The sequence below is a fragment of the Serratia sp. CY76391 genome, assembly GCF_052166695.1.
Taxonomy (GTDB): Bacteria; Pseudomonadota; Gammaproteobacteria; order Enterobacterales; family Enterobacteriaceae; genus Serratia; species Serratia nematodiphila.
The window spans coordinates 140,326-157,352 of record NZ_JBJNOJ010000001.1 but is presented as its reverse complement, the minus strand read 5'-3'; the positions used below and the strand labels follow the sequence as shown (position 1 = coordinate 157,352).

General features: G+C 56.7%; 14 protein-coding genes. 8 read left to right on the top strand and 6 right to left on the bottom strand.

The features are described from left to right. Positions 1–138: 138 nt before the first annotated feature. The 5 genes from lon to bolA form a co-directional block, all read right to left on the bottom strand. The gene (lon, locus tag ACJ8PN_RS00910) at positions 139–2,493 is read right to left on the bottom strand and encodes an endopeptidase La (RefSeq protein ID WP_004940352.1); all 2,355 of its coding nucleotides are present in this window, start codon (positions 2,491–2,493) and stop codon (positions 139–141) included. A 194-nt stretch (positions 2,494–2,687) separates the two neighbouring features. Further along, complete coding sequence (gene clpX, locus ACJ8PN_RS00905; RefSeq protein WP_004940354.1) at positions 2,688–3,959, bottom strand: ATP-dependent protease ATP-binding subunit ClpX; 1,272 nt, start codon at positions 3,957–3,959, stop codon at positions 2,688–2,690. A 143-nt stretch (positions 3,960–4,102) separates the two neighbouring features. Beyond that, positions 4,103–4,726 (bottom strand): ATP-dependent Clp endopeptidase proteolytic subunit ClpP, encoded by a 624-nt coding sequence (clpP, locus tag ACJ8PN_RS00900; RefSeq protein WP_015376845.1) that lies wholly within the window; start codon positions 4,724–4,726, stop codon positions 4,103–4,105. 438 nt (positions 4,727–5,164) lie between these two features. Next, complete coding sequence (tig, locus tag ACJ8PN_RS00895; RefSeq protein ID WP_031300019.1) at positions 5,165–6,469, bottom strand: trigger factor; 1,305 nt, start codon at positions 6,467–6,469, stop codon at positions 5,165–5,167. A 367-nt stretch (positions 6,470–6,836) separates the two neighbouring features. Then, complete coding sequence (gene bolA, locus ACJ8PN_RS00890; protein WP_004940361.1) at positions 6,837–7,151, bottom strand: transcriptional regulator BolA; 315 nt, start codon at positions 7,149–7,151, stop codon at positions 6,837–6,839. A gap of 314 nt (positions 7,152–7,465) precedes the next feature. Here bolA and ACJ8PN_RS00885 point away from each other — a divergent pair, with 314 nt between their 5' ends. From ACJ8PN_RS00885 to ACJ8PN_RS00850, 8 genes are all read left to right on the top strand, one after another. Continuing rightward, entirely contained in the window at positions 7,466–8,044 is a 579-nt protein-coding gene (locus tag ACJ8PN_RS00885) for a lipoprotein (RefSeq protein ID WP_004940363.1), read from the top strand. A 51-nt stretch (positions 8,045–8,095) separates the two neighbouring features. After that, a complete protein-coding gene (gene ampG / locus ACJ8PN_RS00880) occupies positions 8,096–9,574 on the top strand; it encodes a muropeptide MFS transporter AmpG (RefSeq protein WP_171453425.1) in 1,479 nt (492 codons plus the stop codon). 441 nt (positions 9,575–10,015) lie between these two features. Continuing rightward, complete coding sequence (cyoA, locus tag ACJ8PN_RS00875) at positions 10,016–10,966, top strand: cytochrome o ubiquinol oxidase subunit II (RefSeq protein WP_004940365.1); 951 nt, start codon at positions 10,016–10,018, stop codon at positions 10,964–10,966. A gap of 3 nt (positions 10,967–10,969) precedes the next feature. Then, entirely contained in the window at positions 10,970–12,961 is a 1,992-nt protein-coding gene (gene cyoB, locus ACJ8PN_RS00870; RefSeq protein WP_004940366.1) for a cytochrome o ubiquinol oxidase subunit I, read from the top strand. Continuing rightward, a complete protein-coding gene (locus tag ACJ8PN_RS00865) occupies positions 12,951–13,565 on the top strand; it encodes a cytochrome o ubiquinol oxidase subunit III (protein ID WP_004940367.1) in 615 nt (204 codons plus the stop codon). Before cyoB ends, ACJ8PN_RS00865 begins: the two co-directional genes overlap by 11 nt. After that, a complete protein-coding gene (locus ACJ8PN_RS00860) occupies positions 13,565–13,903 on the top strand; it encodes a cytochrome o ubiquinol oxidase subunit IV (protein ID WP_004940369.1) in 339 nt (112 codons plus the stop codon). The genes ACJ8PN_RS00865 and ACJ8PN_RS00860 overlap by 1 nt, the downstream gene beginning before the upstream one ends. Before the next feature lie 17 nt (positions 13,904–13,920). Then, on the top strand, positions 13,921–14,811 hold the full coding sequence (cyoE, locus tag ACJ8PN_RS00855; RefSeq protein WP_015376842.1) for a heme o synthase: 891 nt from the start codon (positions 13,921–13,923) through the stop codon (positions 14,809–14,811). Between the two features lie 198 nt (positions 14,812–15,009). After that, the gene (locus tag ACJ8PN_RS00850) at positions 15,010–16,374 is read left to right on the top strand and encodes an MFS transporter (protein ID WP_033634004.1); all 1,365 of its coding nucleotides are present in this window, start codon (positions 15,010–15,012) and stop codon (positions 16,372–16,374) included. Between the two features lie 34 nt (positions 16,375–16,408). Here the strand turns inward: ACJ8PN_RS00850 and ACJ8PN_RS00845 are convergent, their stop codons facing one another. Next, on the bottom strand, positions 16,409–16,900 hold the full coding sequence (locus tag ACJ8PN_RS00845; protein ID WP_004940373.1) for a YajQ family cyclic di-GMP-binding protein: 492 nt from the start codon (positions 16,898–16,900) through the stop codon (positions 16,409–16,411). Positions 16,901–17,027 lie beyond the last annotated feature (127 nt).

Here is a 17,027-nt window from a genome sequence, read left to right as displayed (position 1 = left end):
CATCGAACCTTGGCAAGCCACCGACTGGGTGACAAAACGCGGGCCGACAGAGATCTAACTTAGCGGTACAAAAAAATACTGGCAAGTCCGAAATGGCTTGCCAGTATAAGTTTTATCAATGGTTTTTGCGATTCGTCACTATTTTGCCGCTACCGGCAGTGCGCCGAAGGCCGGGTTTTGCAACGCAATGTTCAAAACTTCATCGATTCGCTGCACCGGATGAATCTCCAGATCGGCGATAACATTGTCCGGAATCTCTTCCAGATCGCGCTTGTTCTCGTAAGGGATCAGCACGGTTTTGATGCCGCCGCGATGCGCCGCCAGCAGCTTCTCTTTCAGGCCGCCGATCGGCAACACCTGACCGCGCAGCGTGATCTCGCCGGTCATCGCCACATCGGCGCGTACCGGGTTGCCGGTCAGGCAGGAGACCAGCGCGGTGCACATCGCGATACCGGCGCTCGGGCCATCTTTCGGCGTCGCCCCTTCCGGCACGTGCACGTGGATGTCGCGTTTCTCGTAGAAATCGGCGTTGATACCCAATTTCTCCGCGCGCGCGCGCACCACGGTCAGCGCCGCCTGAATCGATTCCTGCATCACTTCACCCAGAGAACCGGTGTAGGTCAGCTTGCCTTTGCCCGGCACGCAGGCGGTTTCGATGGTCAGCAAATCGCCGCCCACTTCCGTCCACGCCAGCCCGGTGACTTCGCCCACGCGGTTTTCGGTATCCGCACGGCCGTAATCGACGCGCTGCACGCCCAGGTAATCCTTCAGGTTGTCGCCGTTGATCTCGATATGCTTGCGCTTCTTGTCCATCAGCAGCGTTTTCACCGCTTTACGGCACAGTTTGGAGATTTCACGCTCCAGGCTGCGCACCCCGGCTTCGCGGGTATAGAAGCGAATAATGCCGATGATGGCGCTGTCGTCGACCGTCAACTCGCCTTTTTTCAGCGCATTGCGCTCGAGCTGCTTCGGCAGCAGGTGCTGTTTGGCGATGTTGAGCTTCTCGTCCTCGGTATAACCCGACAGGCGGATCACTTCCATACGGTCCAGCAGCGGTGCAGGAATGTTCATCGAGTTCGAGGTGGCGACGAACATCACGTCGGACAGATCGTAATCCACTTCCAGGTAGTGGTCGTTGAACGCCACGTTCTGTTCCGGATCCAGCACCTCCAGCAGAGCAGAGGCCGGATCGCCGCGCATGTCGGAAGACATCTTGTCGATCTCATCCAGCAGGAACAGCGGGTTCTTCACCCCAACCTTGGCCATCTTCTGGATCAGTTTGCCCGGCATCGAACCGATGTAGGTACGACGGTGACCGCGGATTTCCGCTTCGTCACGCACGCCGCCCAGCGCCATGCGCACGTACTGGCGACCGGTCGCCTTGGCTATCGACTGCCCCAGCGAGGTTTTACCCACGCCCGGCGGCCCCACCAGACACAGGATGGGCCCCTTGATTTTGCTGACGCGGCTCTGTACCGCGAGGTACTCGAGGATGCGATCTTTCACGCGCTCCAGGCCGTAGTGATCGGTATCGAGCACTTCCTGCGCCTTGTTCAGGTCTTTTTTCACCTTGCTGCGCGCATTCCACGGCACCTGCAGCATCCAGTCGATGTAGCCGCGCACCACGGTCGCTTCCGCCGACATCGGCGACATCATCTTCAGCTTTTGCAGTTCCGCTTCGGTTTTTTCGCGCGCCTCTTTCGGCATTTTCGCCGCATCGATCTTGCGCTTCAGCGCTTCGTGCTCGTCCGGCGCGTCGTCCATCTCGCCCAGTTCTTTCTGAATCGCCTTCATCTGCTCATTCAGATAGTACTCGCGCTGGCTCTTCTCCATCTGCTTCTTGACGCGGTTACGGATGCGTTTCTCAACCTGCAACAGGTCGATCTCCGATTCCATCATCGCCATCAGGTATTCCAGACGCTCGGTGATGTCGGACATCTCGAGCACCGACTGCTTATCGCTGAGTTTCAGCGGCATATGGGCGGCGATGGTGTCCGCCAGGCGCGCGGCGTCGTCGATGCTGTTGAGTGAAGTCAGCACCTCCGGCGGGATTTTTTTGTTCAGTTTGATATAGCCTTCAAACTGATTGATCGCGGTGCGCACCAGCACTTCCTGCTCGCGCTCGTCGATAGCCGGCGACTCAAGGTATTCTGCCTGCGCGGCGAAATGCTCACCGCTGTCGGACAGCGTAGTGATGCGTGCGCGCTGCAGCCCCTCGACCAGCACTTTTACCGTGCCGTCCGGCAGCTTCAGCATCTGCAGGATCGACGCTACGGTGCCGACCGAGAACAAGTCGTTAATGCCAGGTTCATCCGTTGAGGCCTCTTTCTGTGCCACCAGCATGATCTTCTTATCGTGATCCATTGCGGCTTCGAGGCACCGAATCGATTTTTCCCGGCCAACAAATAACGGGATCACCATGTGCGGATAAACCACCACGTCGCGCAATGGCAAAACGGGGATTTCAATGCGTTCGGAACGCTCAGGGTTCATAGAGCTCTCTCTTAGTTTAATTTCCGCCAGGTTGAGGGGGAATCTCATGAGACGCAAGCATCTAACGTTTCATAAAATCTGGTTAATGAGTATATGGGGATGAATCTCTTACATTCAACGGCAAGAATGCAGGAAAAAGAAATGGGGGATGAAATCCCCCATTTTGCTGATAACGCGCTGGTTTAACTGGCTAATTATTCGCCAGACGCCTGGGCTTCAGGCTTGCCGTAAATCAGCAGCGGTTTGGATTGGCCGGCGATCACCGACTCGTCGATCACCACTTTGTCTACGCTGTCCATCGACGGCAGATCGTACATGGTGTCGAGCAGCGCGCCTTCCACGATGGAACGCAGGCCGCGGGCGCCGGTTTTGCGCGCCATGGCTTTCTTGGCGATGGCGTTCAGCGCTTCGTCGCGGAACTCCAGCTCCACGCCTTCCAGATTGAACAGCGCCTGATACTGCTTGGTCAGGGCGTTCTTCGGCTCTTTCAGGATCTGAATCAGCGCGTCCTCGCTCAGCTCGCTCAGGGTCGCCACCACCGGCAGACGGCCGATGAACTCAGGGATCAGACCAAACTTGATCAAATCTTCCGGTTCGGCCTGCAGCAGCAGTTCGCCTTCGGTGGCCTTCTCGGACTCGCCCTTGACGGTCGCGCCGAAGCCGATGCCGGAGCCGGTGTTGACGCGTTGACCGATCACCTTATCCAGGCCGGCAAATGCGCCGCCGCAGATAAACAGGATCTTGGAAGTATCGACCTGCAGGAATTCCTGTTGCGGATGCTTGCGCCCGCCCTGCGGCGGAACCGCAGCGATGGTGCCTTCGATCAGCTTCAGCAGCGCCTGCTGCACGCCTTCACCCGAGACGTCACGCGTGATCGACGGGTTGTCGGACTTACGGGAAATCTTATCGATTTCATCGATATAAACGATGCCGCGCTGCGCTTTCTGCACGTCATAGTCACATTTTTGCAACAGCTTCTGGATAATATTTTCCACGTCCTCACCCACATAACCGGCTTCGGTCAGGGTGGTGGCGTCGGCCATGGTGAACGGCACATCCAGGAAGCGCGCCAGCGTTTCCGCCAGCAGAGTCTTGCCGCTGCCGGTCGGGCCGATCAGCAAGATGTTGCTCTTGCCCAACTCGATACCGTTGCTGGTATCGCCGTTGCGCAGGCGTTTGTAGTGGTTGTACACCGCAACCGCCAGCACTTTCTTCGCCTGCTCCTGGCCGATGACGTAGTCATCCAGGTGGTGACGAATTTCGTGTGGCGTCGGCAGCGCACTGCGCTCACGATGCGGGGCAACTTCTTTAATCTCTTCGCGAATAATGTCGTTACACAGATCGACACATTCATCGCAGATATACACTGACGGCCCGGCAATCAGCTTGCGCACTTCATGCTGGCTTTTGCCGCAAAAAGAGCAGTACAGCAGCTTTCCTGAACCGTCTTTGCGCTTATCTGTCATCAGTCAAACCTCTTCTTTAGTCTTGTCCCGCAGGAAAATCACGGCGGCAGTGCGCCCAAACTCATATCGGGAACGCCGAGGGGCCGCAACAGAACGAGCCCCTGCCCACTCTGATTACTATAGTCCATCGGCGCCGCGTGGTTCTAGCTGCGGTGTGTCAGAATGCCGTCAACCAGGCCGTATTCCACGGCTTCGTCCGCGGTCATAAAGCGATCGCGCTCGGTATCGCGCTCGATCTGCTCCAGCGGCTGGCCGGTATGCTCGGCCATCAGTTCGTTCATGCGCGCTTTCACCTTCAGGATTTCACGCGCGTGGATTTCGATGTCCGTCGCCTGGCCCTGGTAGCCGCCCAGCGGCTGGTGAATCATCACGCGCGAGTTCGGCAAGCAGAAACGTTTGCCTTTGGCGCCCGCGGTCAGCAGGAAGGAGCCCATCGAGCACGCCTGGCCCATACAGATGGTGCTGACGTCCGGCTTGATGAACTTCATGGTGTCGTAAATTGACATGCCCGCGGTAATTACCCCACCCGGCGAGTTGATGTAGAGGTAAATGTCTTTTTCCGGGCTTTCCGCTTCGAGGAACAACATTTGCGCCACGATCAGGTTGGCCATGTGATCTTCCACCTGGCCGGTCAGGAAAATGATGCGCTCTTTCAGCAGGCGGGAATAAATGTCGTAAGAACGCTCCCCGCGTGAAGTCTGCTCTACCACCATCGGCACCAGCGCCATGTTCGGTGCAAATTGATCTCGTTCGCCACTGTATGACATTACCGTCTCCTAATAGAAATTGCCTTGGCGGCCAGGGTGTCACCCTAATACGCCGATTCTACTTGAGAACGGCCATGATGACTATGCTCAAGCATTCGACCCGCGCCGCACGTACCCGACGGTTGTTTTATCCCGCGCACTTTGGCAAACAGCCCCAGAATTATTCACTACAGATGGGGGGATCCCGGCGCGATTTCAAGCCCAGGAGCCGATTTTCTCCGCGCGCCGAAAACGATGCCGTTATTCTGACCTTTATCATGCCAGCCAGTTCCCCAGGCAACAGGGTAAATATAGTGCATATTATCCCGCTTAACCTGAGATTAATCAGCAACGTGGCAAAAAGAAAAGCCCGCAACCTGAGGTTGCGGGCTTTTTCATCGTGCGCCGGTTCGCCAGGCGAAACCGGGGGCGCCGTTCATCGCGCCCGGCACGCCGGCATTACGCCTGTTGAGTCTGGTTCATCAGCTCGCTGAAGGTAGTGGCTTTTTCAGTCACTTTCGCTTTCGCCAGCAGGGCTTCAACCGCTTGCTCTTCCAGAGCCACGTTGCGCATGTTGTTCATCAGCTCTTTGTTTTTGCTGTAGAACTCGATGACTTCACTCGGATCTTCGTAGGCGGAGGCCATTTCTTCGATCAGCGTCTTCACGCGGTCTTCGTCAGCTTTCAGATCGTTGGTGCTGATCACTTCACCCAGCAGCAGGCCAACCACTACGCGGCGTTTCGCCTGCTCTTCGAACAGTTCACGTGGCAGTTCCAGCGCTTGCTTCTCGTTGCCGCCGAAACGCTGTGCAGCCTGACGACGCAGCACGTCGATTTCGCCGTCGATCAGGGCAGCAGGCACGTCGATTTCGTTCGCGCTCACCAGGCCTTCGATCGCCTGAGACTTGATGCGGTTACGCACGGCGCCTTTCAGCTCGCGCTCCATGTTCTTGCGAACTTCGGTGCGCAGGCCGGCAACGGAACCGTCCGCCACGCCGAAACGCTTGATGAACTCTTCGGTCAGTTCCGGCAGCTCGCGCTCTTCAACTTTCTTCAGCACGATAGCGAATTTGGCCGCTTTGCCCTTCAGGTTTTCCGCGTGGTAGTCTTCCGGGAAGTTCACGTCGATGGAGAACTCTTCGCCCGCTTTGTGACCGACCAGGCCTTCTTCGAAGCCTGGGATCATGCGGCCCTGGCCCATTGCCAGCACGAAGTCGGACGCTTTGCCGCCTTCGAACTCTTCACCGTCGATAGAACCGGTGAAGTCAACGGTCACGCGATCTTCAGCTTCCGCCGCGCGATCGGTTTCTTTCCAGGTGGCCTGCTGCTTGCGCAGGGTATCCAGCATCGCGTCGACGTCTTCGTCGTTCACTTCAACTACGGGTTTTTCAACTTCGATGTTTTCCAGGCCTTTCAGCTCAACTTCTGGATACACTTCGAATTCAACGGCGAAAGTGAAGTCTTCACCTTCTTTGTACTCGCCCGGCACGTAGTTTGGTGCGCCAGCCGGATTAATCTTTTCTTTGATGATCGCGTCAACGAAGCTGCGCTGCATCGCTTCGCCCAGCACGTCCTGACGAACAGAGGCGCCGTAACGCTGTTCCACGATGTTCATCGGCACTTTGCCTTTGCGGAAGCCGTCGATACGCACGCTTTTCGCTGCGTTGATCAGCTCTTTCTTCACCGCCTGCTTGATAGTATCAGCCGGTACAGTAATAGAGAGACGGCGCCCAAGGCCTTGAGTGGTTTCTACTGAAACTTGCATCTTGTTACCTCAAAAAAATCACAGTGCTCGGTCAACTCCGTTCCAAGAACCAGGACGGCTACAGATAAGAACCGAGTTCCCTGATGACAGAAGCGTCCCGAAACCATTCCGGAAAAATAAGACGCGACATTATAGCGGCGCATGCGTGGCGAGTCGAGGAAAGCTAGGCGGCGCAGGCGCGCTAAAACTCACACTTTTGCCGATTCGATCGCCCAAAGGCCGCCAAAACAGACCGAACGTTGGCCACATTGCGCGTCGGCCGTGTCGTCGTCAAAAACAGAAACGGCCCGCAGGCCGTTTCAAAATTCGTCAGTAGTAATACCCTAATTCATGGGCAAAGTTCCACTGATACCTGAAAATTTCCCCCTCAGGCCAGCGTGCCGGCGCCGCGGCACGGCGGCGAGGCCGGCACGGTATCCTGCAACCCTTCCCACTCTTTGAGCGTATAGGTGTGCAGCGCCAGCGCGTGTACGCCGTCCGCCAGCTCCTCCGACAATACGCCGTAGATGGAGCGGTGGCGCGTCAAAAAACGTTCGCCGACGAAGCGATCGCTGACCAATACCACTTTGAAATGGCTTTCTGAACCCGCCGGAACGTTATGACGATAGCTTTCATCAACGACTTCCAGATACGCGGGCTCAAACGCCGCCCTTAACTTTGCTTCTATTTGCTCGCGAATCATAGGATCTCCTTACAACACCGGCAGAGGACCGTGCCCATCTAGTTCAATATTAGCCGGTTTTCCCCCGTTTAGACCATCGCCGGGACAAATTTCTCTTTTCTGCGGTCAAATGATGAGCGCCATCCCCGCCGCTTGGGGGATTATCCGATTGAGCGGGCCAAAAAAGCGTGTTTTTATCAACGGCAGGTAAAAATTTGTCACTCAGGCGCCTTCCGCGCTTCCACCGCACGGCGGCGATGCTATGATGTCGGCAATTTGTTGTCGGCTATCCCGCTCTGATTATTGCTAAATCCATCGAGAATGAGACAGAAAACATGTTAAAGAAACTTTGTCTTCCTTTGCTGGCCGCCCTGCTGCTGGCCGGCTGCGCGACCAGCAGCAACACCCTGAACGTCACGCCGAAAATCGTTCTGCCGCAGCAGGATCCTACCCTGCAGGGCATCACTGTCAGCATCAACGGCGCGGATCAGCGCACCGACCAGGCGCTGGCCAAGGTGAACCGCGACGGCCAGTTGGTCACGCTGACGCCATCGCGCGATCTGCGTTTCCTGCTGCAGGAAGTGCTGGAGAAACAAATGGGCGCACGCGGCTACATGATCGGTGCCGACGGCCCGGTGGCGCTGCAAATCGTCGTCAATAACCTGTACGCGGACGTCGCCGAAGGTAACCTGCGCTACAACATCACCACCAAAGCCGACATTTCGATCATCGCCCAGGCGAAGAACGGCAACAAGCAGGTGAAGAATTACCGCTCGACCTATAACGTGCAGGGCGCCTTCACGGCGACCAACGAGAAGATCACCGACGCCGTCAACTCCGTGCTGGGCGACGTGATCGCCGACATGGCTCAGGACACCAGCGTCAACGATTTCATCAAGCAAAACGCGCGTTAATCGCCGCGCCTTGTGCCGCCCGGCGAATCGGGCGGCGCAGACAGGGAACTCATGTCGAAACACTATCTGAACATCTTCACCCAGCGTAACTCCGCCATTCTGCTGCTGCTGGGCTTCGCGTCGGGTCTGCCGCTGGCATTGACCTCCGGCACGCTGCAAGCCTGGATGACCGTCGAAAATATCGATCTGAAAACCATCGGCATCTTCTCGCTGGTGGGCCAGGCCTATGTCTTCAAATTCCTCTGGTCGCCGTTCATGGACCGCTATACCCCGCCGTTTCTCGGGCGGCGGCGCGGTTGGCTGCTGATCAGCCAGCTGTTGCTGGTGGCGGCGATTGTGGCGATGGGCTTTATGCAGCCCGCGCAGCACCTGTGGTGGCTGGCAGCGTTAGCGGTGCTGGTGGCGTTCTGCTCCGCCTCGCAAGATATCGTGTTCGACGCCTATAAAACCGATCTGCTGAGAGCCGAAGAACGCGGCACGGGCGCGGCGATCTCGGTGCTGGGTTATCGGCTGGCGATGCTGGTTTCCGGCGGCCTGGCGCTGTGGCTGGCGGATCGCTATTTCGGCTGGCAAGCCACCTACTGGCTGATGGCCGGATTGATGCTGATCGGCGTGGCCGCCACGCTGTTGGCGCCGGAGCCGGATGAAAGCATCCCGGCGCCGCGCACCATGGAACAGGCGGTCGTCGCGCCGCTGCGCGATTTCTTCGGCCGCAACAACGCCTGGCTGATCCTGCTGCTGATCGTGATGTATAAAATGGGCGACGCCTTCGCGGGCAGCCTGAGTACCACCTTCCTGATCCGCGGCGTGGGGTTCGACGCCGGTGAAGTCGGGCTGGTGAACAAAACCCTCGGCCTGTTCGCGACCATCGTCGGCGCCCTGTTCGGCGGCGTGCTGATGCAGCGTCTCAGCCTGTTCCGCGCGCTGATGCTGTTCGGCGTCCTGCAGGCGGTCTCCAATCTCGGGTATTGGATCCTGGCGGTGACCGACAAGAGCCTGCTCACCATGGGCAGCGCCATCTTCCTCGAAAATCTGTGTGGCGGCATGGGCACCGCGGCCTTCGTGGCGCTGCTGATGACGCTGTGCAACCGGTCGTTCTCCGCCACCCAGTTCGCGCTGCTGTCGGCGCTGTCCGCCGTAGGGCGCGTCTATGTCGGCCCGATCGCCGGCTGGTTCGTTGAAGCCCACGGTTGGCCGTTGTTCTACCTGTTCTCTATCGCCGCTGCCCTGCCCGGCTTGCTGCTGCTCGCTATCTGTCGTCAGACGCTGGAGCACACCCAGCAGCATGGCAATTTTATGCCGCGCACCGAGTTTTCAGAATCTTACCGTTGGGCGCTGCGCTTGCTGACGCTAGGCTGTTCGCTGTTGGGCCTGTGGTTACTGTTGCTTATCGCCAATGCGCTGGATTGGACGCAGGCCCCGCAGTTGGCCGATCGGCTGCTGCAGGTCGGCGCCGCGCTGAGCCTGCTCGGCGTCGCCATGGGCAGTACGTTGGATTACCTCGCCCTGCGCCGCACCCGTTTGGCATAATCTGAACGGCCGGTGATTTCGCCGGCCGAAAAAAAAAGCGATCCGGGGGAATATTTATTTCGGTAAAAAAAGATAATCGGCGCGGAAATTATTTTTTTATCCGACTGCCGCACTCGGAAATAAAATTAAATTCACCTTTAAGACACAATTATTTTACATTAAATAAACCTTTTCTGCGTATTTCCCCGCCGCGCATTTCTTCGCCAAATTCATCATACCTTTAGTTTTCCTTAACATACGGGCTGCTCGTCACGATTCAGCGTGCCAACGCGTTGTTGTCATTGGTAAATTGTCACGCAGGGTTACATCTGTGACCCCCTTAACAGAAAGTGTCAACAAGCCGCTGACACTCCCTTAAGCATGTTTACAGTACTGCAACCTTCCCGTAAAATGCCCGCACACATGAAACGACAATTGAGCCTTTGTTATTGAGGTCGTTAGATGAGACTTAAGAAATACAATAAAAGTATTGGGATGCTGTCATTAATCGCAGGCACTGTATTGCTCAGTGGCTGCGATATGGTTTTGATGAATCCCAAAGGAGCAATTGGTGTTGAGCAACGGACACTGATTATCACTGCAATCGCATTGATGTTGATCGTAGTGGTGCCAGTTATCTTCATGGCGTTCGCCTTTGCCTGGAAGTATCGCGCTTCCAACAAAGACGCCAAGTACAGTCCGAACTGGGCCCACTCCAACAAGATCGAAGCGGTCGTCTGGACCATTCCTATCATTATCATCGCCATCCTTGGCACCATTACCTGGAAGACCACCCACGAACTCGATCCGTTCAAGCCGATTGTCACTGACAAGAAGCCGATGACGATCGAAGTGGTGTCGCTCGACTGGAAATGGCTGTTCATCTACCCGGAACAAGGCATTGCGACCGTTAATGAGCTGGCTTTCCCGAAAGATGTTCCAGTCGAATTCAAGATCACCTCTAACTCGGTAATGAACTCGTTCTTTATCCCGCAGTTGGGTGGACAGATTTATGCGATGGCCGGCATGCAGACCAAACTGCACCTGATCGGCAACGAAGCCGGTGCCTACAAAGGCATCTCCAGCAGCTACAGCGGCGCAGGCTTCTCCGGTATGAAATTCACCGCGATCGTTACCCCGACCGAAGGCGACTTCGATCAGTGGGTGGCCAAGGTGAAGGCATCGTCTAAAAACCTGAACACCACCGACGACTTTAACAAACTGGCAGAGCCGAGTGAAAACAACCCGGTTGAGTACTTTGCCGCTGTCAAACCGAATTTGTTCAAAGAAACAATTGCCAAATTCATGGGCGACATGGATATGCACAAGGGCGCTGGCGCGCACGAAGGCATGGACATGAGCCAAGGTATGGACATGGGTGAACATGCTGCTCACGCCGGAGCCGAGGAATAACTGATGTTGGGAAAATTAACACTTGATGCGGTTCCGTACCACGAACCGATCATCATGGTCACCGTAGCCGCAATTATTGTCGGGGGCCTGGCAGTGCTGGCGCTGCTGACGTATTTCGGTAAATGGAAGTGGCTGTGGAGCGAATGGCTGACTTCGGTCGACCATAAAAAAATTGGTATCATGTACATCATCGTGGCGATGGTCATGCTGCTGCGCGGCTTTGCCGACGCCATCATGATGCGTAGCCAGCAGGCGTTGGCGTCCGCCGGCGAAGCCGGGTTCCTGCCGCCGCACCACTACGACCAGATCTTCACCGCGCACGGCGTCATCATGATCTTCTTCATGGCGATGCCTTTCGTGGTTGGCCTGATGAACGTCGTGGTGCCGCTGCAAATCGGTGCGCGCGACGTCGCCTTCCCGTTCCTGAACTCCCTGAGCTTCTGGTTCTTCGTGGTGGGCGTTGTGCTGATCAACATCTCCCTGGGGGTCGGTGAGTTCGCTCAGACCGGTTGGCTGGCGTATCCGCCGCTGTCGGGTAAAGAGTACAGTCCTGGCGTCGGGGTCGATTACTGGATCTGGAGTCTGCAGATTTCCGGTCTGGGTACCCTGCTGACCGGCGTGAACTTCTTCGCCACCATTCTGAAGATGCGTGCCCCTGGCATGCCTATGATGAAGATGCCGGTGTTCACCTGGGCGGCGCTGTGTACCAACGTCCTGATCATCGTTTCTTTCCCAATTCTGACCGTCACCATCGCGCTGCTGACCCTGGATCGCTATCTGGGCACCCATTTCTTCACCAATGATATGGGCGGCAACATGATGATGTACATCAACCTGATTTGGGCCTGGGGTCACCCAGAGGTGTATATCCTGGTTCTGCCGGTGTTCGGCGTGTTCTCCGAAGTCACCGCGACCTTCTCCAGAAAACGCCTGTTCGGCTATACCTCACTGGTATGGGCAACCATCGCGATCACCGTTCTGTCGTTCATCGTCTGGCTGCACCACTTCTTCACCATGGGGTCCGGCGCGAACGTTAACGCCTTCTTCGGTATCGCCACCATGATCATTTCCATCCCGACCGGGGTGAAAATCTTCAACTGGCTGTTCACCATGTATCAGGGCCGCATCAAGCTCAACTCCGCAATGCTGTGGACCGTTGGCTTCATCATCACCTTCTCCGTGGGTGGTATGACCGGCGTTCTGCTGGCGGTGCCGGGCGCGAACTTCGTGCTGCACAACAGCCTGTTCCTGATCGCGCACTTCCACAACGTCATCATCGGCGGCGTGGTGTTCGGTTGCTTCGCGGGCCTGACCTACTGGTTCCCGAAATCCTTCGGCTTCACGCTGAACGAAAAATGGGGCATCCGCGCGTTCTGGTTCTGGATCATCGGCTTCTTCACCGCCTTCATGCCGCTGTACGCATTGGGCTTTATGGGCATGACCCGTCGTATCAGCCAGAACATCAACCCTGAGTTCCACCCTCTGCTGCTGGTTGCAGCCGGCGGTGCGGCGCTGATCGCCTGCGGCATCCTGTGCCAGCTGACCCAGATCTTCGTCAGTATCCGTGACCGCGAACAGAACCGCGATCTGACCGGTGACCCATGGGGTGCTCGTACTCTGGAGTGGTCAACCTCGTCTCCACCGCCGTTCTATAACTTTGCCGTAGTGCCGCAGATTCATGACCGTGATGAATTCTGGGACATGAAAGAAAAAGGCGAAGCTTATAAGAAACCGGCTAAATACGAACCGATTCATATGCCTAAGAACACCGGTGCCGGCGTTATCATCGCCTTCTTCAGCCTGGTATTCGGTTTCGCAATGATTTGGGAAATCTGGTGGATGGCTCTGGCCGGCTTCATCGGTATGATCGTTGTCTGGATCGGCAAGAGCTTCGATCACGATGTTGACTACTATGTGCAGGTTGATGAAATCGAGCGCATTGAGAACCAACACTACGAACAAATCCGTAAAGCAGGCGTGAACCATGTCAACTGAAACTCTGACCAATCATAACGCAGCCCATGCAGAGCATGGGCACCACGACGCGGGAGAGACCAAAGTCTTCGGATTCTGGATCTACCTGATGAGCGACTGTATTTTGTTTGCGAGCTTGTTCGCGACTTATGCAGTCCTGGTGAACGGGACCGCTGGCGGTCCCTCAGGCAAAGACATCTTCGACCTGAAGTTTGTCCTGGTCGAAACTTTCCTGCTGTTGTTCAGCTCCATCACCTACGGCATGGCGATGATCGCCATGAACAAGGGTAAAGTTGGCGGTGTAAATACCTGGTTGTTCCTGACCTTCCTGTTTGGTCTGGGCTTCGTGGCGATGGAAATCTATGAATTCCATCACCTGATCGCCGAAGGCTTCGGGCCGGATCGCAGCGCGTTCCTGTCCAGCTTCTTCGCGCTGGTCGGCACCCACGGTCTGCACGTGACTTCCGGCCTGATTTGGATCATCGTGCTGATGATTCAGGTGAGCAAGTTCGGCCTGACCGCGACCAACAAAACCCGCCTGATGTGCCTGAGCCTGTTCTGGCACTTCCTGGACGTGGTCTGGATCTGCGTATTTACCGTTGTCTACCTGCTGGGGGTTATGTAATGAGCCATTCATCCCATGAAACCTCTCACGGCGGCGCAAGCCACGGCAGCGTGAAGTCATACCTGATCGGCTTTATCCTGTCGATCATCCTGACGGTAATTCCATTTGCGATGGTAATGAACGGCACTGCCTCTCATTCCACCATCCTGGCGGTTGTTGTCGGTATGGCGGTTATCCAGGTGATTGTTCACCTGGTTTACTTCCTGCACATGAACACCTCATCGGAAGAGCGCTGGAACCTGGTGGCATTGCTGTTCACCGCTATGATCATCGGTATCGTTGTTGTAGGTTCACTCTGGATTATGTACAACCTCAACATCAATATGATGGTCGATTAAGAGCTGAGCTGCACGTGATGATTAAGCAATACCTGCAAGTCACTAAACCAGGAATTATTTTCGGCAATTTAATTTCTGTCGTTGGGGGATTCCTGCTCGCTTCCAAAGGGAGCATCGACTATCCCCTGTTTCTCGCCACCCTGGTGGGTGTCTCGTTGGTGGTCGCGTCGGGCTGTGTGTTTAACAACTACATCGACCGCGATATCGACAAGAAAATGGAGAGAACGAAGAATCGGGTGCTGGTAAAAGGCCTGATCGCGCCGAGTGTCACCCTGGTTTATGCGACCGTGTTGGGTATTGCGGGCTTCGCGTTGCTGTATATCGCGGCCAACCCGCTGGCCATGTGGCTGGCGGTGATGGGCTTCGTGGTTTATGTCGGCGTTTACAGCCTGTACATGAAACGCCATTCGGTCTACGGCACGCTGATCGGCAGCTTGTCGGGCGCCGCGCCGCCGGTTATCGGCTACTGCGCGGTGACCAACGAGTTCGACGCCGGCGCGTTGATCCTGCTGGCTATCTTTAGCCTGTGGCAGATGCCGCATTCTTATGCGATCGCTATCTTCCGCTTTAAAGATTACCAGGCGGCCAACATTCCGGTGCTGCCGGTGGTGAAAGGCATTTCCGTCGCCAAGAACCACATCACGGTCTACATCCTGGCATTTATGATCGCCACGCTGATGCTGACCCTGGTGGGCTACGCCGGCTACAAATACCTGATCGTCGCTGCGGCGGTGAGCGTATGGTGGCTGGGCATGGCGCTGCGCGGTTACAAGACCGAAAACGACAGCGTCTGGGCGCGCAAACTGTTCGTGTTCTCCATCGTCGCCATCACCTCCCTGAGCGTGATGATGTCGATCGACTTCAGCGCCACGGCGGCGCCTGAAGCGCTGGTGACCTACGTTTGGTAAGCCAAATCATCTGTCAATGGGCCGCGTATGCGGCCCATTTTATTTGTCACGCCGAAAAGCGGCCAAACTGTAATATCTGTTAAACAACATTCGATTTACCCCCCCTGCCCTGCACACTAAAATGACGCAGCTTTACAGAAATCATGCCATCAGGCGCTGTCGCAACGTCTGATGGCATGGTTTTTACCGAGGTTTGATGTGAACGATAATTCAATGACCCCGCAGGAGCGCCGCGCCACCTGGGGATTGGGCACCGTATTCTCCCTACGCATGCTCGGCATGTTTATGGTATTGCCGGTGTTGACCACCTACGGCATGGCGCTCAACGGCGCCAGCGAAGCGCTGATCGGCATCGCCATCGGCATCTACGGCCTGGCGCAGGCGGTGTTTCAGATCCCGTTCGGTCTGGTGTCCGATCGCATCGGCCGTAAGCCGCTGATCGTCGGCGGCCTGCTGATCTTTGCCCTCGGCAGCGTGATCGCCGCCGCGACCGACTCTATCTGGGGTGTGATCCTCGGCCGCGCGTTGCAAGGCTCCGGCGCGATCGCCGCCGCGGTAATGGCGCTGCTCTCCGATCTGACCCGCGAGCAGAACCGCACCAAAGCGATGGCGTTCATCGGTGTCAGCTTCGGCATCACCTTCGCCATCGCCATGGTGTTGGGCCCTATAATTACCCACGCCTTCGGCCTGCATGCGCTGTTCTGGATGATCGCCGTGCTGGCGCTGGCCGGGATCGCCATCACATTGGCGGTGGTACCTTCCGCCGATACTCACCTGTTGAACCGCGAATCCAGCATTGTGCGCGGCAGTTTCCGCAAAGTGCTGAGCAACTCGCGCCTGTTGAAACTCAACTTCGGCATCATGTGTCTGCATATCCTACTGATGTCGAGCTTCGTGGCGCTGCCGCTGGCGATGGAGAAAGCCGGGCTGGCGGCCAGCGAACACTGGATCGTCTACCTGGTGACCATGCTGGTGTCGTTCGCTGCCGTGGTGCCTTTCATCATCTATGCCGAAAAATATCGCCGCATGAAGCAGGTGTTTATGGGCTGCGTGGCGGTGCTGTTTTTCGCCGAAGTGCTGCTGTGGCTCTCCGGCGCGCACCTGTGGGGCATCATCGCCGGCGTGCAGCTGTTCTTCATGGCCTTCAACGTGATGGAAGCCATTCTGCCTTCGCTGATCAGCAAAGAATCACCGGCCGGCTATAAGGGCACCGCGATGGGGGTCTACTCCACCAGCCAGTTTATCGGCGTGGCGATCGGCGGCAGCCTCGGCGGCTGGCTGTACGGTTTGCAGGGGGCAGGCTTGGTGTTTATCGCCGGCGCGGTATTGGCCGCCGTTTGGTTCCTGGTCAGCAGCACCATGAAAGAGCCGCCGTATGTCAGCAGCCTGCGCATTACGCTGTCTGAACTGGCGGTGAAGGATTCGGCGCTGGAAAGCCGCCTGAGGGCGCAGCCCGGCGTGGCCGAGGCGATCGTGGTGCCGGAAGAGCGCAGCGCCTACGTCAAGGTGGACACCAAGCAGACCAATCGCGGTCAGTTGGAAGCGCTGGTCAATTCGCTGTAAAGAAACGGGGCCGGCAATGCCGGCCCCGTCGAGATTAATCGCGGAAGTTCTTGAACTGGAACGGCTGCCCCAGATCGCCGCCGCGCACCAACGCCATCACGCTCTGCAAATCGTCGCGTGACTTGCCGGTCACCCGCACTTCTTCGCCCTGGATCTGCGCCTGCACCTTCAGCTTGCTGTCTTTGATCAGCTTGACGATTTTCTTCGCTACAGAGGTTTCAATCCCCTGCTTCAGCTTGGCTTCCACGCTGTAGGTTTTACCGCTGTGGGTAAACTCTTCCGGGATCTCCAGCGCGGCGCCGTCGATGCTGCGCTTGCTCAGCTTTTCGCGCAGAATGTCGAGCAACTGCTGCACCTGGAAATCAGACTCGGTGGCAACCTTGATGCTTTGGTTTTTCTCGTTTAGCTCAAAGCTGGCCGGCACGTTGCGAAAATCCCAGCGGGTGCCGAGATCGCGGGTGGCGTTCTCAACGGCGTTACGCACTTCCTGCATATCAATTTCGGAAACGATGTCGAAAGATGGCATACTTCTTCCTCCTGAATGAGTGCCTAATAGCTTAGGCGATTTTGATGCCGAGCATGATAACCGCTTTGCCGCCTCAGACAAAATCTGCTGAACGCACGCAGGGATAGCGCTTCAGGCTGCCATAAAG